This window comes from Lysinibacillus telephonicus, from assembly GCF_003966145.1.
Taxonomy (GTDB): domain Bacteria; phylum Bacillota; class Bacilli; order Bacillales_A; family Planococcaceae; genus Ureibacillus; species Ureibacillus telephonicus.
The window spans coordinates 36,967-52,103 of sequence record NZ_RXNR01000028.1 but is presented as its reverse complement, the minus strand read 5'-3'; the positions used below and the strand labels follow the sequence as shown (position 1 = coordinate 52,103).

Sequence of the window (15,137 nt, the reverse complement as noted above, 5' to 3'; positions counted from 1 at the left end):
TTGAGGTTATTCATATGAACAACGAAAGTCACCGATTAAAACATCAACAAAAGATTTTCAACTAATCAAAAGTGTTCATCGTAAATGAGCAAAAAATGTTCATTTGGGGTTGACGTTTACAGCAATTGTGTAATTGTGAAAATAATAGGAAAATAACTTGAAAAATTATAAATAGGATTCTTAATTTTTTCGTTAATGTACACAATAATAAGAATTAGAAAATAAGCTTTAGAATATTAAAAGGATGTTGTTCATGACTATTTTTCGTGGAGACGCACATAAAATATATCGTCGTTTAAAAAAAGAGCCTAAAAAAATTAGAGACATCAAGTTCTTAAATGAAATTCAAGAAATTCGTGATTTCTATCAATCAGTTGACAGCGATTTATTAAAGTTAATTTACTACCGAATGATTAAAGAGAAAAGCGGTACTGGTATGATTCCTGTTTATGTCGCTGCCGTTCCATGGCTGCTCTTTTTATTTTCCAGCCAATTAGAACATTTTCTATTTGCAAACGGAAGTTTGAAGTGGATCTTTTTTTGTTGTATATATTTAGTTTTTTTAACTATAGGCTTAATTCTTCATTTTAGAGAAAAGGCTTGGGCTGATTTTCATATTGAAATTATTCAAGATATATTAAAGGAAAGAAAATAGCTGTATGAGAAAGTCTGTCTCAGGTTGAGACGGACTTTCTGTTTTTAATGTAGTAAATATTTATTTTCGAAAAACAACAAAGAATTTTGTTTTTACTATTGCTGAAAATGGGAAGCATGGGTAATAGCAAAATAAATCTATTGGTAAATTTCAGATTAGCAGCCTTTACATAAGTAAGGAGAAATCGATGAAACAGATAAAGTCTAAAATAAATGTAACATTTTCGATTTTATTTTTCCTTATATTACTTATTTCGTCTTTTGAGGTATACAACATTTTTCAAACATATGAAAATAACCGAAACTTACAATCTAAATCTGTAAAAATTGTTAATACAGTATACCAATTAGAGACTTTAACCTTTAAATTAAATTTCTTAGGGCACAAGCATATTTTGACAAATAATTATAACGAAATGGATTATTTCAATAAAGAAATAGAGTCCACACATTTAGCCCTTGATAATTTAATTAATGACATCTCTTTAAATTTGGAAAAGGGAGAACGGGATGCGTTCATTGAAAAATGGAAAAGTTATTGGATTATTTTTAATAGGGCCATGCAGCTAAGCAGGGAAAACAATGATATTGAATCACAGAATTGGTTAATGAGAGCAAATAGCGAATTTGAGGATTTAAATTTACATTACTTACAACCCCTGGAAGATGATTATTACAATTCATTTTCAAAGATACTAAATAATCAAAATAGAAATTTTGAAAGACTGATACTTGATGGAATTATAATGCTTATTCTATCTGTTTTAAGTTTTATTTTTGCTTTCTTTTATTTGCAAAAAGTAATCAAAGAATCTCTAGCTTTAAAGAAGCGGTTAGAATTTTTAGCTTATCATGATGAACTGACTGGAATAGCGAATAGAAGAATGTTTCAGCAACAAGTGATAAATGAAATAGAAGGATCGGATGGAAAATTTGCTTTGATGTATATGGATATGGATAAGTTTAAATATATAAATGATAACTTTGGACATGATATTGGAGATATGGTATTAATAGCATTTTCAAAAAGGATTGAAAGATGTATTCGTAATACAGATGTTATTGGGAGGCAAGGAGGAGATGAATTTACAGTTCTTCTTAAAGATATAAGTGAAGAAAAGGTTGTTGATATAGCGAACCGTATTCTTCATGCCTTTAAGAAGCCTATTAGTATAGGAGGGCAGTATTTCCATATTACGACCAGTATTGGGATTGCTATTTATCCGACAAATGGTAAAGATTATTTAACACTTTTAAAGCATTCTGATGATGCTTTGTATGAAGCAAAAAAGAAACGCAATACTTTTGTGATTAGTAATTTGACAATACGATAAATTATAAATCCATTCTTTTGTTTAAAATTACTTGGATTTGCTATGATGGTAAAAACTATTTAAGTATATGCTTACTAATTTAACTTGGAGTGAAAATAATGAAATTATCAGGAAACACAATATTAATAACAGGCGGAGCGTCTGGAATAGGTCTAGCCTTTGCTGAGAACTTCTTAAAGTCAGGAAATAAGGTCATTGTTGTAGGACGTCAGGAAAACAAGTTAGCTGCGGCAAAAGAAAAATTTCCTGAATTACATACAAGAGTTTGTGATGTATCCAAGGAAGAAGAACGTATTCAGCTTTATGAGTGGGTGACAAAAAGCTTCCCGGATTTAAACGTCTTAGTAAATAATGCGGGCATTCAACAAAGAGTTAATTTACTCGATGCAAAAAATGAGTGGCACTATTATCAAAATGAAATTGCTATTAATGTAGAGGGCCCAATCCATTTATCCATGTTATTTATTCCTCACCTAAGAAAACAAAAACAAGCAACTATTCTTAATGTAACATCCGGCTTGGCAATCCAGCCTGGGGTTTGGGTGCCTATCTATAGTGCAACAAAAGCTGCTATGCACTCATTCACAGTAACTTTACGCCAACAACTAGAAAACACAAATGTTGAAGTGATAGAGGTTTTACCTCCAGCTGTTAACACGGATTTGGGAGGTGTTGGAGTCCATACATTTGGTGCACCATTAAATGACTTTATCCATGCGATATTTGAAGGGTTAAAGAATGGGCAAATTGAAATTGGTTATGGGGGAACGGAAAAACGGCTTACTGCTTCAAGGGATGAGCTGGATCAAGGAATGAAAAAAGCTTGGCATAACTTTTTGAATAATAATCCTGATTTTTTTAAATAATTACATTCTATGCTGGTAAAGGAAAGCGGAGGACGAAGAGGTTCTGGGCCCGCTCTGGATGAGCTTCCTTGGAACGGAAATCAATTTTGTTCTTGTCAATAAAGAGGCTGGGACAAAACTAAAAGACGCCATTTTTCTTGAAGAGAAAAATGACGTTTTTTTGCTAAGTGGAAAACTGATTTCCGTTCCGGGGACGCTTTCCGCGGGCCCGGCTCGAGCCTCCTCGTCGCTACGCTCCTGCGGGGTCTCGAGTCACGGGCTGTTCCCGCAGGAGTCGCCCCTTCACTCCAATCAATTTTCAAAAAATATCAAATTATTATTAATGATAAAAGCGAATTCTTACAAAAAATCCACTTATGTCCTAGCCCCTTTTTCGCTTTTCTCTCGAAAAGAGTAATATATAGCCTGCGATTTCACCAACAGTTGGTAATTTTTTTGCGCTACGGCTGTATCGCCCTATATTCATAGTTCGGGATTGATTAACTTTAATTGTAAGTGTCACTCTTCTTTCGCAGGGGTGGCGCCTTTTTATGTAACTAAAAAGTATATAAGGTTTCAATGAATGTTGAATGTTCAGACGAAAGGTTCATTAACAACCTAAAAAATAAGGTGTATAGTGAGTTTAGGATTTTATTAAGGAAGGGGGGCTTCTATGTTAGCCACTCTAAACAAGAATCTCCAAAAATTAATGCCAATCTTAACACCTCTTAGCTTAATAATCGGTGTGTTGCTGGATGATATTGGGGGATATTTGTTATTTTTAGTTCCTTGGTTATTTGCCCTAATGACATTTATAGGTAGCTTAAGCATGAATTTTCAAGGACTGCGCAGCTTTACAAAATATCCAGTTGTCATTCTAATAACCATTGCGTTTTTACATATCTTGATGCCGATTTGGGCGTATTTCGTAGCAACAGTAATATTTAATGATCATCTACTTACAATTGGCTTCGTATTGTCTGTTGCAGTACCAACTGGGGTTACAAGCTTTATCTGGGTTAGCATTTGTAGAGGCCATCTTGCCCTTTGCTTATCAATTATTTTAATAGATACAATGTTATCGCCTATTATCTTGCCATTATTAGTGCATGTTGTTGTTGGGCAAAATATTGAAATTGATACAATGTCTATTATGCTTGATTTATTATGGATGATCTTGCTGCCATCTGTTGCAGGGGTATTACTGAATGAATGGACAAAAGGAAATGTTGTAGAGACTGTTGGGAAGACACTTGCACCATTTCAGAAAATTAGTTTATTTTTGATTGTGATGATTAATAGTAGTGTTATTGGACCTTATATAAGAAACATTACGTGGGAGACGATTGGTATTATTATTGTCGTCTTGCTTTTATCAATTTCGGGCTATGTAATTTGTTTAATACTTGGTCATTACCTATTTAAAGATCCGAGTGTTATCACGGCAGTTGTTTTTACTGGAGGTATGCGCAATATCGCAGTGGGCGTTGTAATCGCAAGCACCTACTTCCCAGCAAAAGTAGTTATGCCTGTAGTTTTCGGTATGTTATTCCAACAAGTACTGGCATCACAATTTAATAGAATTATGGAAAAATATAAGGTGAAGTATGCTTTCAATTTAAAGGAATCGTCATAATGATCAGTAAGGTCAAGTAAGTAGTAGGGCTGAAGATCCTTTGACGCCCCTTATGCATATTTTTATGTAATTTTTTCATTTAAGTATTATAAAGTAGTGGGATAAATATAGAGGTGTTGTTTTGGGTATAATTAATTATTTTCATCCACTCGTTTGGAATATATTGTTTGGTACAATTTTTACTCGAGTCGCTAGTTTTATGACGATCCCGTTCCTTGCACTGTATTTGCAAAGGGAATTAGGTGCATCTCCATTAATCATTGGAATAACGCTTGGTGCTGCACAGCTTTTTGCTACTATTGGAGGAATATTCGGAGGTTTTCTTACAGATAAACTAGGAAGAAAACTTATTATACTATTTACTATTTTCATATGGAGTGCTGTCTTTGTTGGGTTTGCAACGGTTCATAGTGTAATGCTTTTCGTATTTTTAAGCGCTTTGAATGGACTATGTCGTTCATTTTTTGAGCCTTCGACACAAGCATTAATGATTGATTTTACCGAACAGGAAAAACGAAGAAGACTTTTTTCTGTACGGTATACAGCAATCAACATCGCCGCAGTTATTGGACCTATTTGTGGGGTTTGGCTTTTAAGTCTATCAAGCCCAACATTGCCATTTCTCATTACAGGAGGGATGTATGCATTATATGGCGTAGTCTTAGTAATCGCTTTAAACAATGTTGAAATGCGCCAGCAGATTAATAAAGAGAGACAAACTCTTCTTCAAATGTTCAAGGTTGTTGGTTCAGATACTAAGCTGCTTCTGTTATTAGCAGGGGGTATGCTAATTAATCTTGGTTATTCCCAATATGATTCAACATTGCCACAGTTTATTAATTTAACTGTAGAGAATGGCGTGAAATTGTATTCAATATTACTTGTAACAAATGCTGTTGTAGTACTGCTTTTACAACTGCCGATTAGCATTTATAGTGAGCGTATTTCTACCTTGAAGAGCTTAGTGATTGGAATTTGTTTTTTTGCAGCAGGATTTGTTCTTTTCAACCTAGCAACAAGCTGGATTGTTTTTATTGGGGCAATGGTTGTATTTACCATTGGTGAGATTTTTGCATTCCCAATGATGAATGCAATGATTGAAGAGATTGCTCCAGAAACAAAAAAAGCTACATATTTAGGAGCCTCTCAATTGAAAAATGCTGGAGGATTCATTGGACCGATCTTAGGAGGCTGGTTACTAATTCATTTTCAGGGAGAAGTTTATTTTGTTATAGCAATATTCATGTTATTAAGTATTGTGTTTTACAAAAATGCATTAACGAAACGCAATAATCTGGATAACGCATAAAAATGTAACTGCCATATATAAAGCGATGTACGAAAAAGCAGCGATAAATGGTTGGAAAAGTATGAGTGTCTGCTCCTAAAAAAGGAGTCGACACTTTTTTATTTTTCTTATAAGTTGGAATTTCATATCGATTATAAAGCAAGTTCACTTTTTATGGTTTGGATATAAAGATATATTTTCGTTGAAACTAAGGGGAAAGAATCTTTTGGGAAATGAGTGCGTCTTGAATTAAATACGTCATAATAAAGGGAGGTACACATGATATTAAAAATTTATAGGATTATTCATCTTGTATGGACAGGGATATTTGCCTTTTACATTTCTATACCAATACTAGAACAAGGCAGCATGGAAAGAAAGTTTATAGATGAGGCTTTATTTATTGTACTTTGGATTATAGGGGTATTTTTATTATTTAATAAAAAACTTGCAAAATATGGCTTTTTATTAACTATATTGCCCTTTATTTTTGCAATATTTATTTATATTTTCTAATTCTATTTTGACATAACACCTTTAAGTTATATATACTTTGAAAGTAACACCGAATGGTTATGTATAGATGTTGCAGTAAAGGAGCAATTGAAAATGACAAATGATCAAAAGAAATTACCTGACATTATTCAAACAGTAACTGTACAAGCACCAATACAAAAAGTATGGGATTATATATCCACTGCTGAAGGGATTGCAGAATGGTTTATGCCAAGCGATTTTCAACCGGAGGAAGGGTTTGCATTTACAATCCAATCTCCATTCGGACCATCTCCTTGTAAGGTAATAGAAGTTGATAAACCATATAAAATATCTTTCGAATGGGATACAGATGGCTGGATTGTGACGTTTTTATTAAAAGAAATTGACAATGAAACAGAATTCACAGTTATTCACGGTGGGTGGAAAGACGAAGGTGCAATCGTACCGAAAGCTCAAAGACCAAATACTGAAATTCGAAATACGATGAATCAAGGTTGGGCAGGAATTGTTCTTAAGTTTAAAAAAGTGGTGGAAGTTTAATGTGCGCTGCCACACAAAAGTATGATGTTTTTCAAGCAATTGCTGATCCAACAAGAAGAAGAGTTCTTCATTTACTTTCCGAAAATAATCAATCTATAGCTGAAATTTCTTCGCATTTTGATATAAGTAGAACTGCAGTGGTCAAGCATTTAAATATATTATCTGAAGCAGGTCTGGTTCGAGGAGAAAAAAGCGGCCGTGAAAAAATATATTTTTTACAGCCAGAGCCTTTTGAAGAATTAAGCGGTTGGCTTAAATATTACGAACAGTTTTGGAATAATAAATTAACAAAATTTAAGTTTGTAGTGGAAAATGATACATTAAAAAATCGGTGAAATAGACTTCCGAAAAGGACATAGATGGTTAACTCAACGCCGCTTGCAGAGGACTGCATAAACACAAACTGAAGGGCAGTTCAGAAAATTGCTTCTGGACTGCCCCCTTTTAAGAACTATTTTGGACTATACTACCTTAAGCGGATTTTTATAGAATAAAAGTGTTCGCAATCTACCACCAGAAAGCGTTGGCAAGAGCAATACCAGCGATTGCCCCAATTGCAATACCAATTCCGAATCCGCTTCCGCCAAAGCCCCAGTAGCCAATTCCATATCCACCAAAGCCGCCATCAGGCATAATCCATACCATATGTCGATCTACTCTAGTAATTCTTCCAACATGTTTTCTGCCATTTTTTTCAGTAATACAAACTCTTTTACCTAAATAGCGGCAGCATAGATTGTATACTTTATGAGGATGCATAGTTTTCCCCCCTTTTAATATTACTGTTAATTAATATATGTTCCTATTTTTAGTCGACACGAGTTAGGAGTCTAAAACATATCTTAAATAAAAAGGAGGAAATAGATGCCAGTAGTATATAATCTGCCACAACTTTATAAATTGTGTGAAAAGTCTAGTCAAAGCGCAAAAGATAATTTAATAAAAGTTCACCGAGAATTGCTATGCAACCCTCTTAAAACTATTTTTCCAAAAAGGACAATTGAAGAAATTCATTTCGAGCTTTTAAGGAATGGGCTGTTTGATCCGTATGAAGGATTAGATATAGCTGCCACTATAAAAGAATTGGAACAGCAAAATGTATGGGGTATAGTTCAAAAAGAATTTGAGAAACTGCGAAGCTTATGGAGGGGGCCTGATATACCTATTTACATTTTTCCCCTAACAAAACATAGACCGATGATTGATGGGATGGAAGTAAAAAAGAATGGCGTAGCATATAATGATGCAATATTTTTATTTATTTCAAAAGAACTAGTAGAAATTGAATTAAAAGCTTTGCTTGCCCATGAGTATCATCATATTTGTAGACTTTCTCATATAAAAAAAGCACCCCAGGAAATAGAATTAATAGAGTCATTAATTATAGAGGGAATGGCAGAGTGGGAAGTTGAGAAATTGTATGGGGAGGCAGGGCTATCTCCATGGACGAAACAATCTTCTTTTGAAGAACTAAAAGAACAATGGCAAAAGTACTATGCTCCGAATATGTATTTACTTGGTGTAGAAAATCATTACTCGTTTTTATATGGAGATGAAAGTTTAGGTTTACCGAGTTGGATAGGCTATTGTATAGGATACCGAATTATCGAATCCTACGTAAAAAATGTTGGTTCTGTAGAATCTAGCGTGTTTTATCGAATTTCTTCAGAAAAAATTATCCAGGGGTCTGATTTTAAACCATCATAATTAGAGGAAAAGGGAGAGTTTATACAAATCTTTCACATGTACAAAAGCCAATGAGAATAATCATCTGTTAAGTGGATAAATAGTGTCCTAAAATAGCAAAGGCTGTTTGAACTTTTGGATTTAAATATTGCCTTCTCCCTTTTATATAGGTCGTATGTGCACCATCAAAATTCATTAAGATTCCCATTGTAGTATTAAAAAAGGAATCCATCGATTAAATAAAATATTTATATAAACTTTTTTATATCCAAAATTGCTTGTAAATGCATCCCCTCATGGAAAATGGTTCGAATTAAAACTTGTTCTATCGTGTACATTCCCATTTCAACTGTTGGAAATTCTTCTTCTAATCGATTACTATAGGCCTCTCTTATTTTTGCAGGCTGTATTTTTAATAATTCCTTTAGTTCATGGAAAGATGGAGTATCAGCATTGAAATTAGCTGGTGAAGTGCCAAATCCAAACCAATAATTAAACTGCTCAGGTACCTCGCTTTTTTCCTTTGTTAGTGCTTCAATCCATAAGTATTGATCTAGCAAAATATGCCCCATATTCCATCGAATATTATTATTAAATCCCTTAGGCACTATTTCCGACTGTTCTTCAGTTATATTTTCGAGAACATTGATTATATTTCCGCGATAGCTCTCTAATTGCTGAAATAACACTTTATGACGTTGCTTCATTTATTTCCTCCTTTCTTTTATTAATTTATTTTGACAACATACTTATTTTTCCTCTAAATCAACTCTAAGTTTATCTATTTTAATTTTGATGTCAGGCCAGATTCATAAGAATGTTCTAAAATATCTGTAATTATGGTTTGAATATTCAGAATATATTGACTTTAGATTGGTTAGTACATAAACTAAGAATTATATGAAAACTATATTGAAAAAATAGGGAAGGAAGTGACTGAGTTGTTAATTGAAGATAGAATTTTACGAAATCAATGGATTGTTGCATGCAGGGAAGTCGATTTGGGAGAAGAGCCAATTCAAGTCACAATACTAGGAGAAAGAGTTGTTATTTTCAAAAATGACGAAGGTACCTATGCATTTAAAGATTTATGTATTCATCGAGGTGCAGCATTGTCGCTTGGACAAGTAAAGGACGGCTGTTTAGTTTGTCCATATCATGGCTGGATATATAATTCAAATGGGCAATGTGTAAAAATCCCCCAATTGCCAGAAGGAGCCCCTATTACCTCAAAGGCAAAAGCAATTCCTTACGGTTGTAAAGTTGCATATGGTTTTATTTGGGTGAACTTAAACAATAATGAACCTGAATTATTCAATTACCCTGAATACATAGACTTACATCACCGAAATGTTATTTGGGGTCCACAAAATGTAAAAGCAAACCCGCCTCGCATCATAGAAAACTTTTTAGATGTTAGCCACTTAGCATTTGTCCACGAAGGATTTCTAGGTATTCAAGATAAACCTCTTATTAATGATTACAAAGTGCATACAGTAGATAATCGGATATTTACAGATGAAATAATCGTATATCAACCAGATTCCGATGGGACAGGCATTGCAAAGGATGTGCTTTATACATATGAAGTATTAAATCCTTTAACTGCTCGATTTACGAAATGTGATCCAATAACAAACAATCGATTTTCGATGTTTATGACAGTTCTTCCAGTTGGAGAACGTGATTGCATTGTATTCGGTGTTGAGTCATTTAACTATGACATTGCACAAACCGATGAAGAAGTAATTGAATTTCAAAATATAATTTTTGCTCAAGATAAACCTATAGTAGAAAATCAAAAACCTGAAGAATTGCCCTTGGATTTACAGGTAGAATTATCATTAAAATTCGATCGTTTAAGTATTGCGTATCGTAAATATTTAAAACAACAGGGTGTTAAATTAGGTGTTGAATAACAGACTTTCAGTAGCACAGACTTAAGTTGTAGTTTGTGCTGCTTTCTCGTTTCGTTAAGATTTTTTAGCGAAAATGGCAGTTTTATCTGTCAACCCATTATAAGTTCAAATATTCTGAAAATAAAACAATAACTTTCTAATATTAACTTTTTCCAAAACTCTCCTAAAGTTTATTATACCAGTATTCTATACAGTCTTTTTTTGCTTTAATTAAAAGTAGAAATAGTCACATAAAATATATAAAAAGTTCACAAATTTGTAACATTTATATATTGCAAAATGGTTTTTTCTTTATATCAAGGGGGAAACCCATGTAACATAATAGTAGTGAAAGGAGGAATTTTATTGATGTTACAGATTGAAAATTTAACAAAAGTATATCGTGGAGGTAAGGTTGCTGTAGATAAACTAAACCTTACGATAGAACAAGGAGAATTTATTGCATTTATAGGAACTAGTGGGAGTGGGAAAACAACAGCACTTCGGATGATTAATAGAATGGTAGAGCCTACAAGTGGCAAGCTTACACTTAATGGAAAAGATATTACTAAAATGAACGCCGTAACATTACGAAGGAGTATAGGCTACGTTATTCAACAAATTGGTTTAATGCCGCATATGACAATAAGGGATAATATTACACTCGTCCCACACTTATTAAAATGGCCACAGGAAAAGAAAGATGCAACAGCTCGCCGTTTAATTGAACTTGTAAATTTACCCCCATCCTATTTAGACTACTACCCAACACAACTTTCAGGTGGTCAACAGCAGCGTATTGGTGTTTTACGCGCACTTGCTGCAAATCAAGATATTATCTTAATGGATGAACCATTCGGTGCACTTGACCCCATTACACGCGATACACTTCAAGATCTCATCAAAGATATTCAGCAACGTTTAAATAAAACGATTATTTTCGTTACGCATGATATGGATGAAGCGATTAAACTTGCTGACCGCATTGCAATAATGCATGATGGAAAACTAATTCAATTTGATACACCAGATAATATTTTAGCAAATCCGGCTAATGATTTTGTTAAAGAATTTATCGGTTCACACCGACTTATTCAACAAAAACCCAATATTAAAACAGTTGATGAAGTTATGATTAAACCTATATCAATTACAATTGAAAAAAGTCTCGATGAGGCCATTCGTTTAATGGTGGAAAAGCGAGTAGACACGTTATTTGTAACAGATGGCGACAATCGACTACAAGGCTATTTAGATGTAGAAAGCTTTACGGGTGCACGTAAGACAAAGAAAAGTGTTTCAGAAGTTTATGAAAAAGAAGTCTTTTACGTAAAAACCGGTTCTAAATTACAGGATTCTGTCCGCAGAATTTTAAAGCGTAACTTAAAAAATATCCCTGTCGTCGATGAGGAGCACCGATTAGTCGGTTTAGTTACTCGTGCGAACATTGTTGATATCGTTTATGACACTATTTGGGGAGATGCAGAAACAGAAGTGGAAGAAAAGAAGGAGTTGATTCGTGAATGATTTCCTTTTTCACTGAAAACAGCTCTGAAATTTTATTAAAGACATGGGAACATTTTTATATTTCGATGATAGCTCTATTTCTTGGAGTTGTTGTTGCAGTTCCTGTTGGCATTCTTTTATCGAAATCAAAATATACAGCAAAAATTGTTTTAAGTATAACAAGCGTATTGCAAACCGTTCCTTCACTAGCATTACTCGCAGTCATGATTCCTTTTTTGGGTGTTGGAAAAGTACCTGCCATAATAGCGCTGTGTATTTATTCTTTACTGCCGATATTGAACAATACTTTTATAGGAATGCAATCGGTTAATGAAAATACAAAAGGTGCGGGCATAGCGATGGGGATGACAAGTTTCCAGTCTATTTTACTTGTAGAACTGCCACTAGCAATACCGGTAATTATGTCAGGTATACGACTTTCAGCGGTATATGTGATCTCATGGGCAACTCTTGCATCCTATATTGGAGCGGGTGGTTTAGGAGACTTCATTTTTAACGGATTAAACTTATACCAAACTGAGTTGATTGTAGGTGGGGCAATTATTGTAACATTGCTTGCGCTACTGGCAGATTTTCTATTATCGAAGCTCGAAAAATGGGTAACACCAAAAGGACTGAAAATTGAAGGAGGGCGTACATCATGAAAAACAAACTCCTGCTTCTAATTGTGTCAGTTGCAGCAATCTTAATAATAAGCTTCTTTTCGTTAACAATGAATCGACAAAATGACTCTATCAAGATTGCATCGGTCGTTACAACAGAAGGGCAAATTTTAGCCTATATGATGAAAGATATGATTGAACATTATACGGATGAAAAAGTGGAGCTTATTAATAATCTAGGTTCAAGTACTGTTCTACATCAAGCGATGCTGAATGGCGATGCAAATATATCAGCAGTTCGGTATACGGGGACGGATTTAACAGGGGCTCTGCAATCAGAGCCGATAAAAGATCCCGAAGAGGCTTTGGCCTATGTTCAAAAAACATTTGATGAACGTTTTAACCAAACATTCTTTGATTCCTATGGATTTGAAAATACGTATGCCTTTATGGTGACTAAAGAAACAGCAGAAAAATATAATTTACAAAAAGTGAGTGATTTAGCTAATGTTGCCGGTGAACTGGAGGCAGGAGTTGATACATCATGGATGAATCGTGAGGGGGATGGCTATAAAGCGTTTGTTGAAGCATATGGCTTTGATTTTGCAAGAACATACCCAATGCAAATAGGGTTAGTCTATGATGCAGTTGATTCTGGTGAGCTCGATGTTGTTCTTGGTTATACAACTGATGGGCGCATTGCTTCTTACGATTTAGTAGTTTTAGAGGATGATTTGAATTTCTTCCCCCCATATGATGCAAGTCCATTCGCTGATACGGCTTTATTAGAGGAAAAACCTGAAGTGAAAAAAGCAATTGAACGATTAATTGGTAAAATTTCTACGGAAACGATGCAAGAATTAAACTACTTAGCAGATAATAATTTAATAGAACCAGCAGTTGTAGCAGAACAATTTTTAATTGAACATAACTACTTTTCAGGGGGTGATGAGTAATGCAAGATATGACCCAGATGTCTAAAGTAGAGCAATTTTTCTTTTATATGCAGGAAAATGGCTTTTACGTGTTTAGTCAATTTATTGATCATTTTTTAATTTCAATATATGGAGTATTACTTGCAGCAGTCATCGGCATCCCGCTTGGAATTCTTATTGCAAAGTATGCGAAAGTATCAAGTGTCGTTATTACACTGGCAAATATTATTCAAACAATCCCGGCACTTGCCTTAATGGCAATTCTCATGCTTGTTCTCGGATTGGGAAAAACAACGGTTATTGTTACGGTGTTTTTCTATTCATTATTACCAATTATTAAAAATACTTATGTTGGTATTACTACGATTAATAAAAGTGTCACCGATGCAGGTCGAGGCATGGGCATGACAAAGGCTCAAGTATTATATATGGTTGAACTGCCGTTATCACTTTCGGTAATTATTACAGGAATTCGGATTGCGCTAGTCGTAGCCATCGGTGTTACTGCTATCGGTGCATTTATCGGTGCCGGTGGTCTAGGAGATATTATTATACGTGGTACTAACGCAACAGATGGAACTGCAATTATTTTAGCAGGTGCATTGCCAACGGCGTTAATGGCAATCCTATCTGATATTATATTGGGAATGATTGAAAGAAGATTAGATCCAGTAAAACGACAGCAAAAGAAAACCATTCAAACGATTTAATCGAGGATAAAGAAATAAGTGCTAGTCTCATCGATAGAGGCTAGCACTTATTTTAGTTCATTAAATCTTTAAGGCCAGGGCTATGTTCATTTGGCATTTCGGGTAAATCTGGAACAGGGTGCGGTGTGGGCGGATCGACAATTTGCAGTTCACTGTTATTTCGACTCGGTGTTTCCCCTTTAAATATTTCACCAACTCTGTGATCATCTAACCTGAAATTAAAGAATGCATTATGAAAGCCCATATCAATATATTTTCGACATTCAGGATATTTCGTAATGTCGTAGTTCGGAATTGGCAATAATTTTCCCCATTCTACTCCAAGGGTTTCGAGCGCTTTAGCAAATGCGTTTTGATGGGCATTATCTCGAACAATTAAAAAAGCCAATGTTTCCCGTAAAGTTTTGTTGGAACTCATTTCATAAATTCTTGTTTTTTGAAGCACACCAGTGGATTCAAGTACGAGGTTGTCAAGTAAATCTGCTATTAAATTCCCATGGGAGTAAACATAATTACCCATCCAAGGATTTCCTGCTGCATCTACAGGCAAGGAGCTTTGCGCACCCATGATAAAGTGGTGAGGATTAGCGTGTTTAATCGCTTCATCTAACGGTGCTTGATCGACTCCTGCATTACCAACTCCGGATTCTCCAGCACCGTTTAATAATTGGTTAATAGTTGTTTGGACTAGCTCAACATGACTAAGTTCTTCTAAAAAAATACCGCGGATTAGATCTCGATATTGCTTTGCATTACCACGAAAATTGGCACTTTGAAACGAAAACTGCATCATTGTTCGCATTTCCCCGAAGCGCCCACCAAGAGTTTCTTGCAGTACCTTTGCTGCTGCTGGATCTGGTTTATCCGGAACAATCATGTTAATTAAATCTTCTTTATAAAAATACATAGATTTTCCTCCCTTTTAAGTATGTTTTCGATGAAAGTATGGGTTTGTACAATTTTTTTATTCACATACAGGAGTAT

The 15,137-nt window shown here is 34.6% G+C and carries 18 protein-coding genes; 15 read left to right on the top strand and 3 right to left on the bottom strand.

Going from position 1 to position 15,137, the window contains the following annotated elements; translation table 11 throughout:
• Positions 1-253: 253 nt before the first annotated feature.
• From EKG35_RS11335 to EKG35_RS11295, 9 genes are all read left to right on the top strand, one after another.
• Positions 254-655 carry a hypothetical protein gene (locus tag EKG35_RS11335; protein WP_126294563.1) on the top strand — a complete coding sequence of 134 codons (402 nt, stop codon included), beginning with the start codon at positions 254-256 and terminating at the stop codon, positions 653-655.
• A gap of 187 nt (positions 656-842) precedes the next feature.
• Complete coding sequence (locus EKG35_RS11330; RefSeq protein WP_126294562.1) at positions 843-1,988, top strand: diguanylate cyclase domain-containing protein; 1,146 nt, start codon at positions 843-845, stop codon at positions 1,986-1,988.
• Between the two features lie 98 nt (positions 1,989-2,086).
• Positions 2,087-2,854, top strand: a complete 768-nt coding sequence (locus EKG35_RS11325; protein ID WP_126294561.1) for an SDR family oxidoreductase — start codon at positions 2,087-2,089, stop codon at positions 2,852-2,854.
• Between the two features lie 58 nt (positions 2,855-2,912).
• The gene (locus EKG35_RS20935; protein ID WP_126294560.1) at positions 2,913-3,251 is read left to right on the top strand and encodes a hypothetical protein; all 339 of its coding nucleotides are present in this window, start codon (positions 2,913-2,915) and stop codon (positions 3,249-3,251) included.
• Positions 3,252-3,506: 255 nt separating this feature from the next.
• Complete coding sequence (locus tag EKG35_RS11315) at positions 3,507-4,469, top strand: bile acid:sodium symporter family protein (RefSeq protein ID WP_126294559.1); 963 nt, start codon at positions 3,507-3,509, stop codon at positions 4,467-4,469.
• A gap of 121 nt (positions 4,470-4,590) precedes the next feature.
• Positions 4,591-5,778, top strand: a complete 1,188-nt coding sequence (locus EKG35_RS11310; protein ID WP_185807727.1) for an MDR family MFS transporter — start codon at positions 4,591-4,593, stop codon at positions 5,776-5,778.
• A 258-nt stretch (positions 5,779-6,036) separates the two neighbouring features.
• A complete protein-coding gene (locus EKG35_RS11305; RefSeq protein WP_126294558.1) occupies positions 6,037-6,273 on the top strand; it encodes a hypothetical protein in 237 nt (78 codons plus the stop codon).
• 93 nt (positions 6,274-6,366) lie between these two features.
• The gene (locus EKG35_RS11300; protein WP_126294557.1) at positions 6,367-6,795 is read left to right on the top strand and encodes an SRPBCC family protein; all 429 of its coding nucleotides are present in this window, start codon (positions 6,367-6,369) and stop codon (positions 6,793-6,795) included.
• Complete coding sequence (locus EKG35_RS11295; protein ID WP_126294556.1) at positions 6,795-7,130, top strand: ArsR/SmtB family transcription factor; 336 nt, start codon at positions 6,795-6,797, stop codon at positions 7,128-7,130. The genes EKG35_RS11300 and EKG35_RS11295 overlap by 1 nt, the downstream gene beginning before the upstream one ends.
• 172 nt (positions 7,131-7,302) lie before the next feature.
• Here EKG35_RS11295 and EKG35_RS11290 read toward each other — a convergent pair whose 3' ends face one another.
• Positions 7,303-7,554 (bottom strand): LSm family protein, encoded by a 252-nt coding sequence (locus tag EKG35_RS11290; protein WP_126294555.1) that lies wholly within the window; start codon positions 7,552-7,554, stop codon positions 7,303-7,305.
• A 105-nt stretch (positions 7,555-7,659) separates the two neighbouring features.
• On the opposite strand from EKG35_RS11290, the gene EKG35_RS11285 reads away from it, so the two are divergent.
• Positions 7,660-8,502, top strand: a complete 843-nt coding sequence (locus EKG35_RS11285; RefSeq protein ID WP_126294554.1) for a DUF2268 domain-containing putative Zn-dependent protease — start codon at positions 7,660-7,662, stop codon at positions 8,500-8,502.
• Positions 8,503-8,729: 227 nt separating this feature from the next.
• Here the strand turns inward: EKG35_RS11285 and EKG35_RS11280 are convergent, their stop codons facing one another.
• Complete coding sequence (locus EKG35_RS11280; RefSeq protein ID WP_126294553.1) at positions 8,730-9,188, bottom strand: DinB family protein; 459 nt, start codon at positions 9,186-9,188, stop codon at positions 8,730-8,732.
• 234 nt (positions 9,189-9,422) lie between these two features.
• On the opposite strand from EKG35_RS11280, the gene EKG35_RS11275 reads away from it, so the two are divergent.
• The 5 genes from EKG35_RS11275 to EKG35_RS11255 all read left to right on the top strand — a co-directional run bounded on the left by EKG35_RS11275 (position 9,423) and on the right by EKG35_RS11255 (position 14,153).
• Complete coding sequence (locus EKG35_RS11275) at positions 9,423-10,400, top strand: aromatic ring-hydroxylating oxygenase subunit alpha (protein WP_126294567.1); 978 nt, start codon at positions 9,423-9,425, stop codon at positions 10,398-10,400.
• Between the two features lie 348 nt (positions 10,401-10,748).
• Positions 10,749-11,906: a betaine/proline/choline family ABC transporter ATP-binding protein gene (locus EKG35_RS11270; protein WP_126294552.1), complete on the top strand. Its 1,158-nt coding sequence runs from the start codon at positions 10,749-10,751 to the stop codon at positions 11,904-11,906.
• Positions 11,903-12,550, top strand: coding sequence for an ABC transporter permease (locus EKG35_RS11265; RefSeq protein WP_126294551.1), 648 nt, complete (start codon positions 11,903-11,905; stop codon positions 12,548-12,550). The genes EKG35_RS11270 and EKG35_RS11265 overlap by 4 nt, the downstream gene beginning before the upstream one ends.
• On the top strand, positions 12,547-13,464 hold the full coding sequence (locus EKG35_RS11260) for an osmoprotectant ABC transporter substrate-binding protein (RefSeq protein WP_126294550.1): 918 nt from the start codon (positions 12,547-12,549) through the stop codon (positions 13,462-13,464). The genes EKG35_RS11265 and EKG35_RS11260 overlap by 4 nt, the downstream gene beginning before the upstream one ends.
• The gene (locus EKG35_RS11255) at positions 13,464-14,153 is read left to right on the top strand and encodes an ABC transporter permease (protein WP_126294549.1); all 690 of its coding nucleotides are present in this window, start codon (positions 13,464-13,466) and stop codon (positions 14,151-14,153) included. Before EKG35_RS11260 ends, EKG35_RS11255 begins: the two co-directional genes overlap by 1 nt.
• A gap of 52 nt (positions 14,154-14,205) precedes the next feature.
• Here the strand turns inward: EKG35_RS11255 and EKG35_RS11250 are convergent, their stop codons facing one another.
• On the bottom strand, positions 14,206-15,060 hold the full coding sequence (locus EKG35_RS11250) for a manganese catalase family protein (protein WP_126294548.1): 855 nt from the start codon (positions 15,058-15,060) through the stop codon (positions 14,206-14,208).
• Between the last annotated feature and the right edge of the window lie 77 nt (positions 15,061-15,137).